Origin of the sequence: Erwinia sp. 9145 (assembly GCF_000745075.1) — a bacterium.
GTDB classification, from domain to species: domain Bacteria; phylum Pseudomonadota; class Gammaproteobacteria; order Enterobacterales; family Enterobacteriaceae; genus Erwinia; species Erwinia oleae.
In genome coordinates this window covers 2,897,689-2,918,341 of the sequence record NZ_JQNE01000001.1, presented here as the reverse complement: position 1 = coordinate 2,918,341, position 20,653 = coordinate 2,897,689, and the positions used below count along the sequence as shown (strand labels likewise).

The window sequence follows — 20,653 nt, the reverse complement described above, 5'->3', positions numbered from 1 at the left end:
CGGAGCTAATGTTATGCGCCTGTCCGGTTTTTCACCCTCCAGTTTCACCACGCCAAAAGGCGCGCAGGGACAGCAAACTGTCGGCCAGCCGCCTTCGTCGGTTGCCGCCGGGAAAAACAGCGTCATCTCTTTTACCTCATCCCAGATAACGGGCGGCACCGGGACGACGGACTCACCGAATAATAACGACGTTCTGCCACAAAATCAGGGTGGAAAACAGTCACTCGACACGCTGATGAGCCAGATTATGTCATCGGTGCTGGGACTGCTTTCTGGCAACGCAGGCGCAATGATGGCGGATCCCGCTGCGCTGCCGCAGAGCGATGCCGGAGGCGATGCCAGCGCGACGCAGGGTGAAAGCGGTAAGATGCCGTTCGAGCAGGTGGTGACGACGCTGGGGCGGCATGAAGATCTGCTGAAAAAACCGCACGACCGCGAAGGGTTGGAGAAGCTGCGTGACGATCCTTCCACGCCATCGGACGCAAAAGAGGCGCTGGATACGCTGCTCAACGATCCGGAGATGTTCGCCGCGATCGATCCGGCCAAAAACGGTAAGAGCGATGGCAAAATCAGTTCAAAAGACATCCGGCAGTGGCAGGATAACCCGGCCGTTAAGCAATATGCCGACGCGAAAGCAGAAACCTACACGCACGATTATGTGCCGTCCGATGCAAAACCGGGCTCGCCTCCTCGTGAGATGTCGTCCAATGACGCCATGCGTGAACTGTATCTCTACTCAGAAAGCCTGCCGAAAAAGATGAACCTGGAGAATTTACAGAAGATTGCCGACGGTTCGCAGGATATGGGCAAATGTCCGCCGCAGGTGGCTGCTGCCGCAAAATATTTCACGCAGCACCCTGACCAGTGGCAGCAGCTCACCGGCAAACAGGATGCTAACGCCAGCGTATCCCGCGATCGGCTGTGCGACCTTGCGGCTTATAACGTCAAGCTTTCGCCGCAGGAGAGCAAGGCTGTCGACACCCTTAAAAATAATGAAGACATCTTCTTTAAAGGTGGCGGCATCAAGCAGGATAAACTGACTAAAATCGCCAACGATCCGAAAAACAGCCAGGAGGTGCGCGATGCGGCCAACCTGCTCAGCCAGCCAAACTCGATGCTGTTTTCAATGCTGGACAACGGTAAACACGGGGCGGGCGGTAACTTCTTCAATAAGGCGAATGATAAAAATATCGGCAAGGGCGATCTGGACGCCTTTATTCGCAAAGGCAGCAATCAGGTGGCCGAGCCGGATCGGCTTTCTGGCGCACCGAAAACCATTGATGAGCTGACCGCGCAGCAGGATATGGCTACGGGTCAGGAGACGCAGCCCGACGCGAAAAAAGAGAAGGGCGGCGGCATCTTCAAGCTGCTTGATATTCTGAGTTACGTGGCGACCGGCCTGTCGATGCTGATACCAGGCGCCGGCGCGGCTGGCCTGGCGGCAACGGCAGGGCGCGCTGCCGTCACTGCGGCGGTAAAAGAGGGTGTGAAACAGGGCGCGAAGGAAGCGGTGAAGGAGGGCGTGAAAGAGGGCGCTCATCAGGCCGCCGATGCTGCCAAAACAGCCGCAACAGGCAATCAGGAGATAGAAGGGCCGCGCGTCTGGGCGCAGGGCTGATGCAGCCTTGTGTGCCGTGCCGGTGATGCTGCGGCGGGTTAAAACGGACGTGTTATCCGATAAAAATAGCAGCCGGTTCGAGTCGCACAGTCTGACGGGAAAATAAGGGGAAAGGCCCGCTGGCGGGCCTTTGTCTGTCAGAAGTCGTAGCCGACGGTGGCCACGATGGTACGCTCCGCGCCCCAATAGCAATAACCGGTTCCGTAACAGGCGGACACATAGTCACGATCGGTCAGATTGTTGGCGTTAACCTGTACGAAGGCGCCTTTCAGGCTGCTGTTCCACGCCCCCAGGTCGGCGCGGACGGACGCATCAAACAGTGTCGCTGAAGGCAGACGCGTGGTGTTTTCGTTATCCGCCCACTGCTTGCCAATGTAGCGCACGCCAGCGCCGACGCTCAGGCCATAGTCAAACTGATATTTCGCCCATGCCGATGCCATAGAATTTGGCGTGACGTACGGCGTATGGCCATCATTGCCATCAACGGAATCCTTAAAGCGTACGCGGTTCAGCGTATAGCTGGCGATGGTGCTGAGACGCGGCGTGAGTTGGTTATGCGCTTCCAGTTCAAGGCCCTGTGAATGCACTTTTCCTGCCGGTTCATAGTAGGAACCGACCACGACGCGGTTGCCGACATCTTTTTGCGTCAGATCGTACACGGCCACTGAATAGAGATCGGAGGTGCCCACCGGCTGATATTTCACGCCTGCCTCATACTGCTCTGAGGTGGTCGGCTTGAGCAGGTTACCGTCCTGACCGGAGAGTGACTGCGGCGTAATGGCCTGGCTGTAGCTGGCATAGGGCGAAATGCCGTTATCGAAGGCATAAAGCAGCGCCGCGCGGCCGCCAATATGGTCGTCCTGACGACGGTACTTGCTGTTCACATCGTAGTTTTCAGTCTGGGAAACAATACGATCGTAACGACCAGAGAGATCCAGATGCCATTTATTCCAGATCATCTCATCCTGTAAATAAACCCCGGTCTGATAGTAGCGGCGCTGCGAGGCGGAGAACGCGTAAGCGGGATTCACGCCGACGGCTTCTCCGGTAACGGCATTCAGCTGGCTGGCAAAACCGGAAGCATCATACAGGTCGTTTTTATACTGATGATATTCCGCGCCCAGCACCACTTTGTGGTCGACTTCACCGGTGGCGAAATCGGCCTCTAACTGATTATCAATAGCGAAGGCGTCCAGCGAGGATCGTGAGCCGGAGTAGTAGCGATTCAGCAGGTCAGGATCGGTGGTATCCCAGCCAATCTGGTACACCTGGTCGAGATCGACATTGGAGTGCGAATAGCTGGCGTTGGAACGAAACGCCCAGGTGTCGTTAAAGCGATGCGAAAATTCAGCGCTGTAGATTTGTTCGTTACGTTTGAACTGATCCAGTGAACTGTCGCCATCATAAAAACCGTTGCTCAGTTTGCGGCCGTTGTGTTCGGTAATGCTGCCGTCACCTGGCACCGCGCTGTGATAGCCGCCGGAGGGATCTTTTTGCAAATAGGCGCGCATCAGCAGCGACGTGTCTTCATCCGGCTGCCAGAGCAGAGACGGGGAAATCGCATATTTTTCTTCGCGGGTGTGGTCGTATTGCGTATCGCTGTTGCGGGTGATGCCGGTCAGGCGGAACGCCCACCGATCGTTAATGGCGTTGGTGTAATCGAAGGCCGCGCTGTTGGTGCTGTTGGTGCCGGTCGAAAGGCGGAAATGGCCTTCGGGAGCGAACTGCGGCCGCTTCGACGTTTCCATGACCAGCCCGCCGGGCACCGTCTGGCCGTACAGGGCGGAGGAGGGGCCTTTGATCACATCGATACGTTCTAAAAACCACGGATCGACCTGAAGGACGTTGTAGCTGCCCGGATCGCTCATCAGGCGCAGGCCGTCGAGGAAGATGTTATCCACATCGCCACCGTGAAAGCCGCGCAGCGAAACCGTATCGTAACGCGTGGCCGCCCCGGCGAAGTTTGTGAAGGCGCCGGCGGTATAGTTCAACGCCTGGTTAACATCCATCGCGCCCTGGTCTTCCATCTGCTGACGCGTCACCACGGAAACCGACTGGCCGGTGGTGATCAGCGGGCGATCGGTTTTGGTAGCGCCCTGGCTGGTTTTTGCCGTATAGCCTTCCGTCGGCGTGGTGGCGGTTTCAGCGGGTTGAGCGGTCACTACCAGCGTGTCCGCCGCAAAGGTCAGCGCGGGGGCGGAAAGCGCGAAAGCGCAAAGCAGAACAGAACGCTTCAGGGTAAAAGGCATTCTCATTATCAGTTCCTTCACAAAAATCAGTTTGGTTGTTCTCCGTGCGTAGGGGAGAACAGTTGGACATCCGGGCATGCGATGCAAACGAGAGTGTTAATAGCAATGAGAATTATTATCTTTATAACAATGTATTTCAAGTGATGAATGTGCTGGATTTTCATACAGAAAGTGTAGGGTTATCGCGTTTTTGACGACCGCATTCTGCCCTGAGGAAGGCAGAATGCGGTAAAGCGGTTATAAGATTGTTTTTTCATGCATGCGGCGCTGGCTTTCGCGCAGAAACGCCCGCACCAGCCACAGCCAGAGTAAACCACAGGCGGCATTCACCAGACTGAATCCGCCGCTGCCTGCGCTAAAGTAGGCGGCTTTGGCTGCTTCAATACCCAGCGCGAAGACCACAATGCTGATCATCCCCAACATCGCCGCCACGCTTCCTTTCCCGGCGCTGCTTGAAAACAGCGTCAGACGATAAAGCCCGGCAGTGACCAGTCCGGTGCCAAAACCATAAATGCTCAGCCCGGCGGTCAGCCACAGGTAGCTGTGCGCATTGATGGTGGCGGCGACAGCGGCGATGCCCAGCCCGATAATGATCGGCCAGGCGCCCAGCCGCAGCGGCTGTTCAACGGGAAGGCGGCTGGCGAGATGGCCCAGCGTCAGGTTGCCTGCGATCATCGCCAGAAAAACGGGAAGCTGAAGCAGCGCATAGTCCATGCGGCTCAGCCCCTCGTCGCGGATCAGGATCACCGGTGATAAAGCAACCCATGCGAGACAGGGAATGGTGACCAGGCCAATCGCCAGCGAGCCGCTAATCACCTGGCGATCTTTCAGCAGCGCGTAGTAGCCTTTACCCAGCGAGCTGAGCGAGAGCGAGCTGGTGCTGTCTCCTGCCGTTTCGGGCATGGCGCGCCAGAGTCCCAGCAGGGCCAGCGCCGAGACGGCGGCAAATAACCAAAACATGGTGCGCCAGTCGCCAACGGTCAGAAAGGCCGCCCCGGCAAGCGGGCCAGCCAGCGGCGCCAGTAGCGCCACGTTAGCCATCAGCGCCATTATTTTTACGCTGAGCGATTCATTGAACGCTTCCTGAATGGCCGCGTAGCCCACCGCGCCAATAAAACACAGGCTTATCCCCTGAAGAAAGCGCAGTAAAACGAACTGCTCGATGCTTTGTACCCAGTGCGTTGCCAGGCAGCTCAGCATAAAAAACGCCACGCCGGAGAGCATCACCGGACGACGGCCAAACCGGTCGGAGAGCGGGCCGAGCAGCCACTGCAACACGATGCCGCCGGTCAGGTAGGCCGTCAGTGAAGCAGAAACCCATTCAGGGCCGACGTGAAACTCCTGCGTGACCAACAGCATGCCGGGCTGGATCATGTCGTGTGCGATATAGGTTGCGAATTCAAACAGCACCAGCGACAGCGGAAAAAGTAAGTGTCGTCGCGTCAGGGTCGACACGGGTACAAAAAAAGCCATTGGGGATCCTTTTCCGAAGGTGAAACGATCAAAAACGCGGCCGGAAAAGCGGCCGCGCCAACATACAGCATATCACGTGCGCATTACTGAAATTTTAACGCCATCCGGCAATGGGATTGGCTAATGTGCCGGCAAATTTCAGGTTTTCAGCCGGATCGGACAGATTGATCATCTGCTGATTATTGGCCAGTTGCAGGCGGTTCAGGCAGGAGCGGCTGAACTCAGGCGTAAAGAGATCGTAGCGGGAAAACTTACCGGCAAACTGCGGATGCGCCTGCTGATATTCCTTCACGCAATGGGCGACGGCCTGCCAGAATTTCTCCTCAGGCAGCGTGCCGGATTGATCGAGGATCGCCCCGACAAAACGGAAAATACAGTCGAAAACGTCGGTGAAAATCGACAGCAGCTTGAGGTTTTCCGGCACGTCTACCGCCAGACGCTGTACTCTTTCTGGCAGTTCGGCATCCGGATTCATCACGGCAATTTCTTCACCAATATCTTTCATATATGCGCTGACCGGCACGTTGTTTTCCAGCAACAGGATCAGATTTTCGCCGTGCGGCATGAACACCAGATCGTACTGATAAAAACAGTGCAGCAGCGGGCTGAGATAGCAGGTGAGGTAACGTGCTATCCACTGTTCCGCCGGTAAACCGGAATCAGCAATCAGGGCGGGCAGCAGCGCGTTCTGATGCCGATCAAGGTGAAGAAAAGAGGCCATAGTCATCAGGCGCTGGCCGGGTTTGAGGTCGGAAACCGGGTTATCGCGCCACAGCGCGGCAAACATTTTTTTATAGGCGGAGTCGCCCTTAACGGCTTTTTCATAGTAGCGGTTATGATAGCCAATGGCCGCCACCTCGCGCAGAATGCGGAAGCCGCAGCGCTGTAGCCAGGTATCCTTTTTGACCAGATCCTCAAGCCATTCGTTAATCGCTGGCGTGGTGGCCATATAATACGGAGACAGCCCGCGCATAAAGCCCATGTTCAGTACCGACAACGCCGTTTTTACGTAACGCTTTTCAGGCTGGCTGCGGTTGAAAAAGGTGCGAATTGACTGCTGGGCCTGGTAGCGGTCGTCACCGGTGCCCAGGTAAACAATGTCGTTATTGGCAATGTCCGCCGCGAAGACGGTTAACAACTTGTTCTGCCACTGCCACGGGTGAACCGGCATCAGGAGGTACTCTTTCGGCTGAAGCCCTTTCTCGACCAGCCGCTCATTGAACTGGTCAACGGCGGACTGGCCCAGTTCCTCACGCATAAGTTGTTCGTACTCAAGATCGCTGAGGCTGGAGAAGTGCGCATTGCGCTGGTGAACCGCCACCCAGACCAGAGCGATTGGTGCGGCTGCTTCCGGTGCAAAAGCCAGATAGTCGCGTGCATCAAAGCCGATACGACCGTTGTTGGCAACAAAGCATGGATGGCCCTCGGTCATTGAGGCTTCGACGGTCTGGAAGTCCGCTTTCACCAGCGCCTGGCTGTCCGGATTGTCTTTTTGCAGCTTAAATACGCTGCTGCACAGCGTGCTGCTGATCTCTTCCATGTAGGTCGCCAGCAGCGCCTGTGAAATGCCTGCCTGCTCATTGAATTCGACGATGAACTGCAACGCATCCAGCGGCAGGGCGCGACCGTTTTCCTGTTTGCCGAGCGAAGCGGCGTCAATTTCCCAGTGATCCAGCGCCAGTCGCCGGGCGCTGAAGTGGTATTCGGCTTCACCGCCCGGCACGGCCAGCGCATAGCGACCCACGCCTAAATCGGCTGGCGCGAGGATCTTTTCATGGCTGAATTCGGCAATGGCTTTGCGGATCAGCAGGCGGTTCGCCTGCGCCCAGTTGTCACCGGAGAGGTGGGTGCCGGTAAGCAGTGGCGTTGTCTGGTTCATCGTCAGAGATTCCTGTAGCAAGGCGTGTTGATAATCGTCGCGCTGGCAAAAGGCCAGCCACGCGGTTTTGTGGCCCATATCAATGGTGTGCTGGTAGCGAAAGCCAGCGCGCTTGTTGAGCGGGTGAATTTTGTTATTGCGCACGTCCGGTTCAACCACCACGCGCTTCACCTCAGGCAGGCTGAACATGTAGTCCATCACTACGGTGAAGACCTGCCAGCTGAACTGCTTCACTGGCGTGCTGGCGGGCGCAATCAGAATGTGCATGCCGTAATCATCCGGCCGGGCCGAATAAAACTTACCGATCTCATCCTCGCTGGCGCGATAAAACTCCATCAGGAAAGCCGGTCGATCGTTGCAGCAGCCAATCAGCGCGGCGTGGGGATTATCAGCGGTCAGCCGTTGATAAAAGTCGGTAACCTGATCGAGGCTGTCGTTCTGCATGCCCCAGAAGCGGGCGTAGTCGCGGGTAACCCAGCTGTGAATCAGCGAGGCGTCGTCCGCCCGCATGGGCCGGAGCGTAAACCGGCCCGCCGGCCGTGAGGTGCTGAAAAGGGGGAGTGGTGACATCTTAACGCTCCGATTTTGCGGGAAAGGTTTGGAAGGCGATCTGGCGTTCGACAGGATAGACCTCGCGTCCGGTCATCTCGCGGAGTAAAACGGCGTTGCGGTAGCAGGCCATACCCAAATCCGGGGTGACGAAGCCGTGCGTGTGCAGTTCGGCGTTCTGCACGAAGATCTGATTGTGGTGATCGATGCTGTAGTTACGCTGCACATCGTAACGGCCTTTCTCATCCCAGCGCAGACGCTGAGCAATCCCTTCCAGGAACATCGGCGGAGAATAGTGATAACCCGTCGCCATCACGATGCCTTCACTGCGGCGGGTGAAGGCGCGATCCTGCTCCTGGTGATGCAGCGACAGTTCAAACTCGCCCTCCGGCAGCCAGCGCATAGCGGTCAGTTCGGCGTGCGTGAACAGATTAACGTCGAGTTCGCCGTCAAGCTGTTTCACATACATCAGGTCATAGATGTCATTGATCAGCGTGCTGTTAATCCCTTTATAGAGATTCTTATGACGCGCATTAAGCTCATCGCGTTTTGCCGCTGGCAGACTGTGAAAGTAGTCGATCCACTCCGGTGAGGTCATCTCCAGCGTCAACTTGGTGTACTCAAGCGGATAGAAGCGCGGCGCGCGCGTTATCCAGTTCAGCTGATAACCGAAACGATCGATATCGCCTAACAGATCGTAATAGATCTCGGCCGCGCTCTGGCCGCTTCCCAGCACGGTAATCGAGCGTTTCTTCTGCAATTCCGCCTTATTGACCAGGTACTGGCTGGAATGGGTGAGGTGTTCGCGGTGCGGACGACTACAGGCGGGCATCCATGCGCTGGGGCCGGTGCCAAGGACCAGACGTTTTCCCAGCCATGTTTGCTGCCTGCCGCTCATCGTATCCACCGCGCGGACGCGATAGCATTCCAGCTCCGCGTCGTAGCTGACGTACTCCACCCGGGTGTTCCAGCGCAGATTGCTGAGCCGTGAACAGGCCCACTGGCAGTACTGGTTATACTCTTTACGCATCAGGAAAAAGTTTTCACGGATGTAGAAAGAGTATATTTTCCCGGTCACCTTCATGTAGTTAAGCAGACTGTAAGGGCTGGTAGGATCGGCCAGCGTTACCAGATCCGCCATGAAGGGCGTTTGCAAATGCGCGCTTTCCAGCATCATGCCCGTATGCCAGTCAAAGCCGGCATTCTGGTCAAGGAAAACGCCGTTTAACCCGTCGACCGGTTCGCTCAGGCAGGCCAGGCCCAGATTGAACGGGCCGATACCAATGCCGATAAAATCATAGAGAGTATTATTCATAACGCATTTCTCGCTGGTTCAGCGCAGCGGCCCGGACCTGTTCACGGCCGTAGTGCACAATCAGGCTGATGACGTCTTCAACGTCGGCAGCCGTGGTGGTGGGATTCAGCAGGGTAAATTTCAGATACTGGCGACCGTCCACTTTCGTACCGGCAATCACGGCGTTGCCGGAGCGGAACAGCGCCTTGCGAATGTTGGCGTTGATCTCATCGACCTGTGCCTCGTTCATGCCCTGTCGGGGAAGGTAACGGAAAATCTGCGTGGTCAGTTCGGGGGCATGGAGCACCTCAATCGACGGATGTTCGCTTAACATCTGATGAACGGTCTGCGTCAGGCTGAGAATGTTGTCAAACGCTTCACCCAGCGCGGCCGGGCCCATGATGCGCAGCGTCAGCCACATTTTCAGCGCGTCAAAACGGCGCGTGGTTTGAATGCTTTTATTCACCAGGTTTGGCGTCCCATCCTGCTGTGCGCTGAGCGGGTTGAGATAATCGGCATGGTGAGTCACATGCTTCAGGTTTTGCTTGTCACGGACGAAAAATGCGCCGCAGCTGACGGTTTGAAAGAACGACTTGTGGTAATCCACGGTGACCGAATCTGCGCGTTCAATGCCGGAAAGGCGCTGACGGTGATTTTCCGACACCAGCAGACCGCAGCCATAAGCGGCGTCAACGTGCATCCACAGGCCGTAATGCCGACACAGCGTCGAGATGGCTTCAAGCGGATCGATGCTGCCGAAATCGGTGGTGCCGCTGGTGGCGACGACCGCAATCGGGATCAGCCCTTCGCGATAACAGCGCTGGATCTCCTGCTCCAGCTGATATGCATCCATGCGGTAATGCTCGTCGTGATCCACCGCGATGACTGCATCGTAGCCCAGCCCAAGAATCGCCATCGATTTCTGAATGCTGAAGTGGCTGAGTTTTGAGGTAAAGACGCGCCATTTCGCGGCATCCGGCGGCAGCCCCTGGTGTTTAATCAGGTGACCCGGATGGTGAGATGCGCACCAGCTATCGCGCGCCAGCAGCATTGCCATCAGGTTGGACTGGGTGCCGCCGCTGGTGAAAATTCCATCGGCAGAAGCAGGCAGACCAATCCGTTGGAGCGTCCAGTCAATCACCTTTTGTTCAATGAGCGTGCCGCCGGCGCTCTGATCCCAGGTATCCACCGAACTGTTCACCGCAGCCATAATCTGCTCAGCCAACAGGGAAGGCAGCACGACCGGGCAGTTCAGGTGCGCGACATATTTAGGATGATGGAACCAGACCGCGTCGCGAAGGTAGAGCGTTTTCAACTCCTCCAGCGCCGCATCGTTGCTGCCCAGCGGGCTGTCGAGATCCACTTCGCTAAACTGGCTGGCAAGCTCGTGGGGAAGAATGCCGCTGAAGGGTTTCTCAACGCTTTTCAGCGTGTGGGTCATCAGCGCCAGCGCTTCCTGCGTCTGCTGCGTCCATGCCGACAACTGCCGGTCGCTGAAAATATAATCTTCAGCTTTGGTAGCCTGATGAGAAAGATGCAGGCGAGGCGCCGGCTGAATTTGCGAACGTAAGACCATATCCTGTTCCTTTATTGAAGACGTAAGCGGCCCTGCCGCCACAGAAAAATGGCAGCGTGAACATCTGGCGAAAGATCGACAGTTAAATTTTTCTAACTTCCGTTCCCAGCGGAAAAACGCTAAACCCTCATTAAATGAGAGTAATTAGCTGCATAACGTTAAAATATACTCATTTAGTGTGGTTTTTACGTATATTCTCGGGTGTTTGTTGTGAGAATGCTATTATAAATAGCAATCATTATCATTCAATAGGATTGTTGTAACTTTTTCTTATAAGTATTGTTAACGCTTAATTCAGAAGAAGATTGCCCGAGCCGGCACGTGCAGAGAGGGGGAGACTTTTCTGATAGCAAGGTGAGGTGCCGGGGCAGGCTGAAGGGCATGCCTGACAACCTCTTGCGGCTGTAGATGACAGGAGATTTTTTGCGCCCTGCGAAGCGCGCCGTGCGGAGCTTAAGTCAGCTCAAGATGGAGGAACTGGCTGAACGGGTTGGGTTCATAATGTGAGAAGGGCGCACCGTCTTTGAAACCCTGCCGACGATAGAGGGCAAGTGCAGGTTCAAAGTATTCGCCGTGGCCGGTTTCCAGGCTCAGTCGCCGGGCGCCCTTTGCCTTTGCGGAGGCAATAATCGTGTTAAGAATAGCGTTAGCCGCCCCTCTGCGGATGAAATCCGGGTGGGTGCGCATTGATTTCACCTCGCCATTGCCATCCGGCAGCATCTTCAATGCGCCCAGAGCGGCAAGGTCGCTGCCTTGCCACGCAGACCAGAGGGTGATTTCTGGCACTTGCAGGCCAGACAGATCGAGCGCGAAGACGTTTTCTGGCGGTGAACTGGCCTGCATGCCTTCAAGATGCAGTGCCAGAAGAGCGCGAACGTCTTCACCTGACAAATCATCTTCTCTGATCAAGAACATCGGAACCTCGTTAGCGATGGCAAAGTCAGTATCTGTTTTATCAAATTATAAAAAAAACGGGTAATCGAAAAAACCTCTGACCAGTGATTTCGTTATGAAATAAAAAAGGGAAGCTTTATTGCGGTAAAGAGCGTGATAAACACTATCTCAACGAGAGGGAAAAGTGATTAATTTAATGCATTCAGTGAAATATATTAATAAACATAGAGATGTGTATATTTCTTTTTCCTTTAATCAATTTATTTCGTTATGTCGATAGGAAATGGCAATCGATAAGCGCTGTTCATTTAATAAAATTGCTGCCAGAATCAATCTTAACAAAAGCGATATTAATTAAATCGCACACGATAAAAGCGTTCTTTATTTGTTATTGCATGTCAGCACCGGGGAATTTTTTCAACACCAGCACCAGGGAAATTCATTTCATTAAAGCTCACCTCTTCAGGCCCGCGGCGAACAAAAAAACCAAACGCCACGGGCCTGAAGACCCTTAATCCTTCTTAGTTGTCCAGTACCTCGCGGATGCGCGTGGCTATCTGCGCCACGTGCGTTTCCAGCGCAAAGTGTCCGGTATCCAGTAATTCAACGACGGCGTTGGGATTATCCCGTTTATACGCCTCTGCGCCGGCCGGTATGAAAAAGGGATCGTGCTTGCCCCAGATAACCAGCGTGGGCAACTGTGTTTCTCGGAAGAAAGCCTGAAAGTCAGGGTAGCGCTTCAGGTTATTGGCATAATCGAGAAACAGATCCAGCTGAATATCCCTGTTGTCTGCCTGTTCAACAAACCGGGTGGCGAGATGCCAGGTTTCCGGCGCCACGCGCTCCGCCTCTTTCACGCCGTGCAGATACTGCCAGCGAATACCTTCCAGATTCAGCACTGCATCATTAACGACGCTGCGATTCTCCGCAGAGGGATCGGCCCAGTAAGCGCGAACGGGCTCCCATGCCTCGCCCAGACCTTCCAGATAGGCATTACCGTTTTGCGAAATCAGCCCGGTGACGCGGTCGGGATAATTGAGCGCGAGGCGTAAACCGGCAGGCGCGCCGTAATCAAAAACATAAAGTGCGTAATGTTTCAGCGCCAGCGCATCGACAAAATGCGTCAGCGTCTGGCCAAGCGCGTCAAAGCTGTAGTGATAATCACGCTCAGCCGGCACGTCGGTAAAACCAAAACCCGGCAGATCGGGCGCGATCAGATGAAATTTGTCGGCCAGCAACGGGATAAGTTCGCGGAACTGGTGAGATGACGCGCCAAAGCCATGCAGCAGCAGCAGCGTGGGATGAGTTGGCTCGCCTGCTTCACGATAGAAAACCTGAAGGTTGTCGGCTTCAACAGCGCGGTAGTGAACCGGATAGTGAGTATTTATGGTCATCATTTCGCCTTTTTGGTAACTGATAAAGTTATTATTTAACAGTTACAGCCTAACTGAATTATGTAACCTTTCAAATATGTTTTTAAGGGTTACACACTGGGCGCCAGCTGCTTACCGCCGTGCGGCGCGTGAAAACTTTCATTTTTCAGCAGGTTATCTGTTTCAACTTTGTAACTGTTTAATTTAATTTTTATCGGTTACAATTCGTATTAACAGATCAGGCAGGAGACGACATGACTTCTCATTCACACGTACAGGCTGGCGGGCCGCTGCTGGTGGCGGATCACCCGGCGCTCGATTTCCTGAATACGGTTGCGCAGGTTGAAGGACAGCCTTATGACTTCTGGCAATCGGATCAGGATGTTCTGACCTGGCTGGCGCGGGCGCTGAAGGTGTCGGCTGGCAGAGCAGAATTTGAACCGGGTGAACTTTTGCATCAGGCGCGACGGCTGCGGGAGACGATCAGGGAGGGGGTGGAAAAGAAAAAAACCGGCGCAGCGGTGGATGTTGCAACGCTGAACGGCTTTCTGGCCTCGGCCCGCAGCTATCAACAATTAGTGGCTGATGACGATGGCGAGCTGCATACGGAGCGCCGTTATAGCACGCCTTCGCCGGAAGCATTGTTAGCGCCCGTTGCTGAACTTGCCGCCTCGCTGCTGGCCGAAAATCGTTTTGAACTGGTGCGGCGTTGTGAACATCCGGAATGCACGCTGTGGTTTTATGATCGAACCAAAGCGCATCGCCGCCGCTGGTGCAGCATGGCGCTGTGTGGAAATCGTGCCAAGGTCAGCCGCTTCCGGCAGCAGCAAAAATAGCGTCTTCGATTTGCTTTTCAGACTCTTACCGTTAAGGTGCCAGGCGCGGCAGTGAAGGTGGGTGTGTTTATGCTTTTCAGACACGCGTGTTTGAGCAGGGGCGTTGTTAAAGGCAGTGTGCTGGTTTGCCTGGCAGATGGGCTGGTCGGCCTGTCGCAGCAGACGGATACGCCGCGCCGCGCGGGTGACGGCAGGACTGCGCTATGCGGGCGTGAGATAAAAAGAGGAAAAACCCCTCCCGCTAACGGGAGGGGAGAAGGGTTACTTCACGCACTTCGCGCACTGGTTCTGCTGGATCTTCTCAAAGAAGTCGTTGCCTTTGTCGTCCACCAGAATGAACGCCGGGAAGTTTTCAACTTCGATTTTCCAGATAGCTTCCATTCCCAGTTCCGGGTATTCCACGCATTCAAGGCTTTTAATACTCTGCTGCGCCAGCACGGCTGCCGGGCCACCAATGCTGCCCAGATAGAATCCACCGTGTTTATGACAGGCATCCGTAACCTGACGGCTGCGGTTGCCCTTCGCCAACATGATCATGCTGCCGCCATTGGCCTGTAGCAAATCAACGTAGGAGTCCATGCGGCCTGCTGTTGTCGGGCCAAGCGATCCTGACGCGTAACCTTCCGGCGTTTTGGCCGGTCCGGCGTAGTAAATCGGATGATCCTTCACGTACTGCGGCAGCCCTTCACCACGATCGATGCGCTCTTTCAGTTTGGCATGAGCAATGTCGCGACCCACAATGATAGTGCCGCTCAGCGACAGACGAGTTGATACCGGATACTGCGAAAGCTGTGCGAGGATCTCCGGCATCGGGCGATTCAGATTGACCTGTATCGCATTGCCTTCGCCCTGCTGGCGCAGTTCGGCAGGAATGTAACGACCCGGATTGGCCTCAAGCTTTTCAATCCAGATGCCGCTGCGGTTGATTTTCGCTTTGATGTTGCGATCCGCCGAGCAGGAAACGCCCATGCCGACCGGGCAGGAAGCGCCGTGGCGCGGCAGGCGGATCACACGGATATCATGGGCAAAGTATTTGCCGCCAAACTGCGCGCCCAGCCCCAGATTTTGCGCTTCAGCCAGCAGTTCCTGCTCCAGCGCAACGTCACGGAATGCCTGTCCGTGCTCGTTGCCTTCGGTAGGCAGCGTGTCGTAGTAGTGGGTGGAGGCCAGCTTAACGGTTTTCAGCGTGCTTTCGGCGGAGGTTCCGCCAATCACAAAGGCGATATGGTAAGGCGGGCAAGCGGCCGTACCCAGCGAACGCATTTTCTCCACCAGGTAACTTTGCAACTTACCGGGGCTGAGCAGCGCCTTGGTTTCCTGATAAAGGTAGGTTTTATTGGCTGAGCCGCCGCCTTTGGCGATGCACAGGAACTTGTACTCGTCGCCGTCCACGCTGTAGAGATCGATCTGCGCGGGCAGGTTAGTGCCGGTGTTGACCTCTTTGTACATATCCAGCGCGGCATTCTGCGAATAGCGCAGGTTGTCTTCTGTAAAGGTGTTGTACACGCCCTGAGAAAGGGCCGCTTCATCACCGCCGCCGGTCCAGACGCGCTGGCCTTTTTTGCCCATAATGATGGCCGTGCCGGTATCCTGGCAGGTTGGCAAAATGCCTTTGGCGGCGATCTCTGAGTTTCTTAAAAACTGTAGGGCAACGTATTTATCGTTTTCGCTGGCGTCTGCATCGCTGAGAATATCGGCAACCTGCTGCTGATGCGCGGGGCGCAACATAAAGGATGCATCGTGGAAAGCCTGCTGCGCCAGCAGCGTCAGCGCTTCAGGTTCAACTTTCAGGATCTCCTGGCCGTCAAAATCAGCGATGGAAACATGCTCGCTGCTCAGCAGGTAGTATTCGGTATCATCATGGTGTAGCGGGAAGGGATTTTGATAGTAAAACGGCTTGTTCGACATTGTGCTCTCACTTAATGACAGGTTGCCCGCGCTTCTGGCCGGACAACATCACGGCGACATTTTTGTTGTTGTCCTGCCGACCCTTCAGGGCCGACAGGTGAAGGAGTATTACCGTTCATTCCACTGCGGGATCAGAACATCATTACCATCCACGGATAGGCAATCAGCATCATGGCGAGCAGGAAGATGCCGCCGAAGATGGTGCCCAGCCGCCAGTAGTCTTTGGTAGGCAGATAGCCGCTGCCGTAGTAAATCGGGCTTGGGCCGGTGCCGTACGGCGTGATGATGCCCATCACGCCCAGCGACGTACACATCATCAGGCAGAAAACGGGCATGTTGATGCCGGGTATGGAAGCCGCAATGGTCAGCATGGCAGGCAGCAGCGCGGTGGTGTGCGCCGTGGTGCTGGCAAACAGATAGTGCAGCAGGAAGAACGCCACCAGCAGCATCACCGCCGCCACGTTCGGCTGAATACCGGTCAGCAGCGAGCCGCCCTCTTTACCCAGCCAGGCGATAAAGCCAACGCGCGCCAGACCATCTGCCAACGCCACCAGGGTGGCAAACCAGGCGAAAGTGTTCCAGGCCGGTTTGTTGCTGGTAATGTCGTTCCAGTTCAGCACGCCGGTCCACAGCATCAGCACAATCACCAGCAGCGCAGCCATCGCCGGTTCAATCCAGGCGGTGGCAAAAATCCACATCAGCAGCGCGCAGCAGACAAACACCAGCAGCAGAATTTCGTTACGTGAAAGGCGGCCCAGCTTCTCCAGTTCACTGCTCGCCCAACGCGGTACTTCGTCGTTCACTTTCACTTCTGGCGGATAGAACCAGTAGGCCAGCAGCGGCATAGTCAGGATCAGCAGCACGCCCAGCGGCAGGAAGGCGATAAACCAGCTTCCCCAGGAGATGTCAAAGCCCACGATGCTTTTCACCAGCGCCAGCGCCAGCAGGTTCGGTGCCAGCGCGGACAAGAACATTGAACTGGTAATACAGGTTGCGGTAATGGCGACCCACATCAGGTACGAGCCAATTTTGCGCGCGCTGGGATCGTTGGGCTTTGAGCCATACAGCGGCGGCAGGTTGGCGATAATCGGGTAGATGGTGCCGCCGCTTCGCGCGGTGTTAGACGGGGTGAACGGTGCGAGCAGCAGATCGGCGAAGGTGATGGCATAGCCCAGCGTGAGGCTGCGGCGGCCAAGATACTTCACCAGAACCAGCGCCAGTCGGCGGCCAAACTGCGTTTTGTCGTAGCCCGCAGCGAACATAAAGGCGCCGAAGATCAGCCAGACGGTCGAGTTACCGAAGCCGCTCACCGCCCATTTAAAAGACTGTGCGGCCATTTTGAACTTCGGATCGGCAATCTCTGCCGGGCTGAACAGCAGCCACTGGCTGAAGAGCGCAATGACCACCACGCCGGTCAGACCGATCACGGCGCCGGGCAGCGGTTCGAAGATCAGGCCAACGATGACGCCGACAAAGATAGCAAAAAAGTGCCAGGCATAGGGTTCCAGACCTTCAGGAACCGGGATCAACAGCAGCAGTACGGATACCACTATCGGGAGCAACATAAATATCAGTGCATTCTTTTTCCCTTTCGGCGCATCTGGCGCTTTTCCGGGAGCGGTGGGTGTTGATATTTGTTTCATAGTCTTGGTCTTTTGTAGTTAAGAAAATTCGGCGATGAGCGGAATAACGCGTATTCGTTTAATTCTATTTAGGCGCATTATCGGCAAACTGTAGATGATTCTTTATTAAAAAAGAGATAAATCATCTGCTACTCATTAATGATTACATAATGCGCCTTTCTTTGCAGCAAATTTTGATCTGAATCAAGCTCGAAAGCGGCGGATTTTAATTTAGAAAAAAGCGCACCGTTACGTTAAAAATGTTGCAGGCTGGCGTCTTATTTTGGGATGAAATGTGCTCTAACGGTGCGATTGACATAGGTTTTTTGCATGGCTGTAACATATGGGTATTACCTGTTAAAATCGAGGTAAATAAAATGTTACTAAAAAACGTTATTAATTTAACAGCTAGTAAACTAAAATTTATCCCATAAGGGGTATTAATTCAAATTAAGGGGTTAATTAGTTAATTAACTAAAGTTGCAGGTTTTGAAACTAAAAACACCGTTATATTAACCCCATGTCATCGGTTTTAAATAAAAACGAATAACAGATGAAACCGATAAAGAATTCCGGCTTTTAATATTTGGAGTTAATCTTATGAATACGCTCACGCCAATTCTCAATCCCCTTACGTTGCCAAACGGCGCCGTATTGAAAAATCGACTGCTGATGGCGCCTATGACCACCTGCACAGGCTTTTACGACGGTACCGTCACCAGCGAACTGGTTGAATACTATCGCGATCGCGCGGGCAGTATCGGTACGGTGATCGTTGAATGCTGCTTCATCGATCCGCTGGGCCCGGCCTTTCCTGGCGCTATCGCCATCGACAGCGATAACAAAATTTCCGGACTGGCGAAAATCGCTGAGGCGATTAAATCCGAAGGGTCGAAAGCGATTTTGCAGATCTATCACGGCGGCAGGATGGTTGAGCCGCAGCTGATCGGCGGCAGAACGCCGGTTGCGCCAAGCGCTATTGCCGCGCCGCGCGAAGGCGCCACCACGCCGAAAGCTCTTACCGCTGAAGAAGTTGACGTGATGATCACCAAATTCGGCGATGCGGTAAACCGTGCGATCAAAGCCGGATTCGACGGCGTGGAGATCCACGGCGCGAACACCTATCTGATCCAGCAGTTTTATTCACCTAACTCTAACCAGCGCGACGACAAATGGGGCGGCAGCCGCGATAACCGCGCCCGTTTCCCGCTGGAAGTGCTCGAAATCACCCATAAAATGGCGGAGCGCTTTGCTGATGATACCTTTATTATTGGTTACCGCTTTTCGCCGGAAGAGATTGAAGTTCCCGGCATCCGCTTCGACGACACCATGTACCTGCTGGAAAAACTTGCCGCGCGCGGGCTGGACTACGTGCACTTCTCCGTGGGTCAGCTGCTGCGTTCTTCAATCGTCGATCGTGACGACCCGACGCCGCTGATTGAGAAATATCGCGCCATGCGTTCAGAGACGCTGGCGAAAGTGCCGGTCATCGGCGTTGGCGGCGTGGTGAACAAGGCTGATGCGGAACTGGGGCTGGAAAAAGGCTTCGACCTGATCGCCGTTGGTAAAGCCTGCATTGCCTACCCGGACTGGGCCGATCGCATCATTAATAACGATCATCTCGACCTGTTTATTGACAGCACCAAACGCGAAGCGCTGAACATCCCTGAACCGCTGTGGCGTTTCTCGCTGGTTGACGCCATGATCCGCGATATGAGCACCGCCGGACGTAAATACAAAGCCGGCGTCTATCAGGAAAAAGTTGAAGCCGAAGCGCTGAAGCTGAAAATCAACGTTACTCTGGATACCGACCGCATCACCGATATCATGCTGGTGCCAGACGATACGCTCGACGTGGACTTTACCACCACCTTTGAAAGCCTGCGTACGCGCATTCTGGTGGCAAACAGCCCGCACGTTGATGCCATCACCGGCGCCACCACCCAGAGCGAGGCGCTGAAAAAAGCGGTATCGCGCGCGCTGGCCACCTCCAGTAAAGAGCATGTGATTGACGAAGGCGGCAACCCGATGGCGCCGCAAAATTACGATGTGGTGGTGGTAGGCAGCGGCGGCGCCGGTCTGGCCGCTGCGATTCAGGCCTGTGACGAAGGCGCGCGCGTGGTGATCATCGAGAAGATGCCAACCATTGGCGGCAACACCATTAAGGCCTCGGTGGGCATGAACGCCGCCGAAACGCGCTTCCAGAAGCTGAAAGGCATCAATGACAGCAAAGAGCTGTTCTACGAAGAGACGCTGAAGGGCGGTAAATTTAAAAACAATCCTGTGCTGCTGAAGGAGTTTGTTGAACTGGCGCCCGAAGCCATTGAGTGGCTGGCAAGTCATGATATCGAACTGAACGACATCACCATCACCGGCGGCATGAGCATCGACCGCACCCACCGTCCGGCGGATCGCTCCGCGGTCGGCGGCTTCCTGATCAGCGGGCTGGTGAAAAATATCAACAAGCGCAACATTGAAGTGCTGTTGGAAACCGCCGTTGACGAAATCCTGTATGAAAACGGCGCGGTAACCGGTGTCAGAGTGGTGGACGAATACAATGACAGCCGCATTCTGAATGCGAAAAGCGTGATTGTTGCCACCGGCGGCTTCAGCGCCAACCGTGAAATGGTGGTGAAATATCGCCCTGAACTGGACGGTTTTGTGACCACTAACCACAAAGGCGCAACCGGTAGCGGCATTGCGATGTTGCAGAAACTGGGCGCAGACACGGTAGATATGGGAGAGATTCAGATTCACCCGACCGTGGAACAGACCACCTCTTACCTGATTTCTGAAGCCATTCGCGGCGGCGGGGCGATTCTGGTCAGCCAGGCCGGTCAGCGCTTCTTTAATGAAATGGAAACCCGCGATAAGGTTTCGGCAGAAATCATCGCGCTACCGGAAAAAAGCGCCTGGGTGGTGTTTGACGATCAGGTTCGCGCCGCCAACAAAGCAGCCGATGAGTATATCGCAAAAGGCTTTGTTCAGGTTGCGCCAACGCCGGAAGAGCTGGCGGTGAAGCTGAATATGGATCAGCAGGCGCTGACCGCTACGCTGGATCGCTACAACCATTTCGTGCGCTATCAGAATGATGAAGACTTTGGCCGCAAAACCGCGCTGCGTCATCCGCTGAGCGAAGGCCCGTTCTACGCCATCCGCATTGCGCCCGGCGTGCACCATACTATGGGCGGTGTCACGATCAATACCGATACGGCGGTTCTCGATGCGCAGAAACAGGTGATCACCGGCGCCTGGGCAGCGGGTGAAGTGGTTGGCGGCATCCACGGCGCGAACCGCATCGGCGGGAATGCGGTGGCGGATATCATCATCTTTGGTATTCTGGCAGGCCGCAACGCTGCTGCCCTGGCACGGCGCTAATCGT

The 20,653-nt window shown here is 55.1% G+C and carries 12 protein-coding genes; 3 read left to right on the top strand and 9 right to left on the bottom strand.

All coding sequences use genetic code 11. The features are described from left to right. Positions 1–13 precede the first annotated feature (13 nt). Complete coding sequence (locus FA91_RS13870; RefSeq protein WP_231566774.1) at positions 14–1,618, top strand: HrpF/NolX family T3SS translocon protein; 1,605 nt, start codon at positions 14–16, stop codon at positions 1,616–1,618. Between the two features lie 137 nt (positions 1,619–1,755). On the opposite strand, the gene FA91_RS13865 is transcribed toward FA91_RS13870, so the two are convergent. The 7 genes from FA91_RS13865 to FA91_RS13835 form a co-directional block, all read right to left on the bottom strand. Then, positions 1,756–3,873 (bottom strand): TonB-dependent siderophore receptor, encoded by a 2,118-nt coding sequence (locus FA91_RS13865; protein WP_034916572.1) that lies wholly within the window; start codon positions 3,871–3,873, stop codon positions 1,756–1,758. Positions 3,874–4,104: 231 nt separating this feature from the next. Continuing rightward, positions 4,105–5,340: an MFS transporter gene (locus FA91_RS13860; RefSeq protein WP_034916571.1), complete on the bottom strand. Its 1,236-nt coding sequence runs from the start codon at positions 5,338–5,340 to the stop codon at positions 4,105–4,107. 94 nt (positions 5,341–5,434) lie between these two features. Beyond that, positions 5,435–7,789, bottom strand: coding sequence for a GNAT family N-acetyltransferase (locus tag FA91_RS13855; RefSeq protein ID WP_034916570.1), 2,355 nt, complete (start codon positions 7,787–7,789; stop codon positions 5,435–5,437). Between the two features lies 1 nt (position 7,790). Further along, positions 7,791–9,083 (bottom strand): lysine N(6)-hydroxylase/L-ornithine N(5)-oxygenase family protein, encoded by a 1,293-nt coding sequence (locus FA91_RS13850; protein ID WP_034916568.1) that lies wholly within the window; start codon positions 9,081–9,083, stop codon positions 7,791–7,793. Then, positions 9,076–10,638: an aspartate aminotransferase family protein gene (locus tag FA91_RS13845; protein WP_034916567.1), complete on the bottom strand. Its 1,563-nt coding sequence runs from the start codon at positions 10,636–10,638 to the stop codon at positions 9,076–9,078. The genes FA91_RS13850 and FA91_RS13845 overlap by 8 nt, the downstream gene beginning before the upstream one ends. Positions 10,639–11,091: 453 nt before the next feature. After that, a complete protein-coding gene (locus tag FA91_RS13840; protein WP_034916565.1) occupies positions 11,092–11,553 on the bottom strand; it encodes a GNAT family N-acetyltransferase in 462 nt (153 codons plus the stop codon). 500 nt (positions 11,554–12,053) lie between these two features. Continuing rightward, positions 12,054–12,926 carry an alpha/beta hydrolase gene (locus FA91_RS13835; RefSeq protein ID WP_156103084.1) on the bottom strand — a complete coding sequence of 291 codons (873 nt, stop codon included), beginning with the start codon at positions 12,924–12,926 and terminating at the stop codon, positions 12,054–12,056. A 233-nt stretch (positions 12,927–13,159) separates the two neighbouring features. Here FA91_RS13835 and FA91_RS13830 point away from each other — a divergent pair, with 233 nt between their 5' ends. Then, positions 13,160–13,741 (top strand): ABATE domain-containing protein, encoded by a 582-nt coding sequence (locus FA91_RS13830; RefSeq protein WP_034916562.1) that lies wholly within the window; start codon positions 13,160–13,162, stop codon positions 13,739–13,741. Positions 13,742–14,002: 261 nt separating this feature from the next. Here FA91_RS13830 and fumA read toward each other — a convergent pair whose 3' ends face one another. Both fumA and FA91_RS13820 read right to left on the bottom strand, forming a co-directional pair. Then, positions 14,003–15,649, bottom strand: a complete 1,647-nt coding sequence (gene fumA / locus FA91_RS13825; RefSeq protein WP_034916560.1) for a class I fumarate hydratase FumA — start codon at positions 15,647–15,649, stop codon at positions 14,003–14,005. A 131-nt stretch (positions 15,650–15,780) separates the two neighbouring features. After that, on the bottom strand, positions 15,781–17,292 hold the full coding sequence (locus tag FA91_RS13820) for an anion permease (protein ID WP_034916558.1): 1,512 nt from the start codon (positions 17,290–17,292) through the stop codon (positions 15,781–15,783). A 579-nt stretch (positions 17,293–17,871) separates the two neighbouring features. On the opposite strand from FA91_RS13820, the gene FA91_RS13815 reads away from it, so the two are divergent. Further along, on the top strand, positions 17,872–20,649 hold the full coding sequence (locus FA91_RS13815) for a flavocytochrome c (RefSeq protein ID WP_034916556.1): 2,778 nt from the start codon (positions 17,872–17,874) through the stop codon (positions 20,647–20,649). Positions 20,650–20,653: the final 4 nt, after the last annotated feature.

Excerpts from the sequence above, each read along its gene's own strand:
- FA91_RS13855 (WP_034916570.1), bottom strand. The coding sequence starts at position 7,789 with ATGTCACCACTCCCCCTTTTCAGCACCTCACGGCCGGCGGGCCGGTTT.
- FA91_RS13835 (WP_156103084.1), bottom strand. The coding sequence starts at position 12,926 with ATGACCATAAATACTCACTATCCGGTTCACTACCGCGCTGTTGAAGCC.
- FA91_RS13850 (WP_034916568.1), bottom strand. The coding sequence starts at position 9,083 with ATGAATAATACTCTCTATGATTTTATCGGCATTGGTATCGGCCCGTTC.
- FA91_RS13840 (WP_034916565.1), bottom strand. The coding sequence starts at position 11,553 with ATGTTCTTGATCAGAGAAGATGATTTGTCAGGTGAAGACGTTCGCGCT.
- FA91_RS13845 (WP_034916567.1), bottom strand. The coding sequence starts at position 10,638 with ATGGTCTTACGTTCGCAAATTCAGCCGGCGCCTCGCCTGCATCTTTCT.
- FA91_RS13860 (WP_034916571.1), bottom strand. The coding sequence starts at position 5,340 with ATGGCTTTTTTTGTACCCGTGTCGACCCTGACGCGACGACACTTACTT.
- FA91_RS13865 (WP_034916572.1), bottom strand. The coding sequence starts at position 3,873 with ATGAGAATGCCTTTTACCCTGAAGCGTTCTGTTCTGCTTTGCGCTTTC.
- FA91_RS13820 (WP_034916558.1), bottom strand. The coding sequence starts at position 17,292 with ATGAAACAAATATCAACACCCACCGCTCCCGGAAAAGCGCCAGATGCG.
- fumA (WP_034916560.1), bottom strand. The coding sequence starts at position 15,649 with ATGTCGAACAAGCCGTTTTACTATCAAAATCCCTTCCCGCTACACCAT.
- FA91_RS13870 (WP_231566774.1), top strand. The coding sequence starts at position 14 with ATGCGCCTGTCCGGTTTTTCACCCTCCAGTTTCACCACGCCAAAAGGC.
- FA91_RS13830 (WP_034916562.1), top strand. The coding sequence starts at position 13,160 with ATGACTTCTCATTCACACGTACAGGCTGGCGGGCCGCTGCTGGTGGCG.
- FA91_RS13815 (WP_034916556.1), top strand. The coding sequence starts at position 17,872 with ATGAATACGCTCACGCCAATTCTCAATCCCCTTACGTTGCCAAACGGC.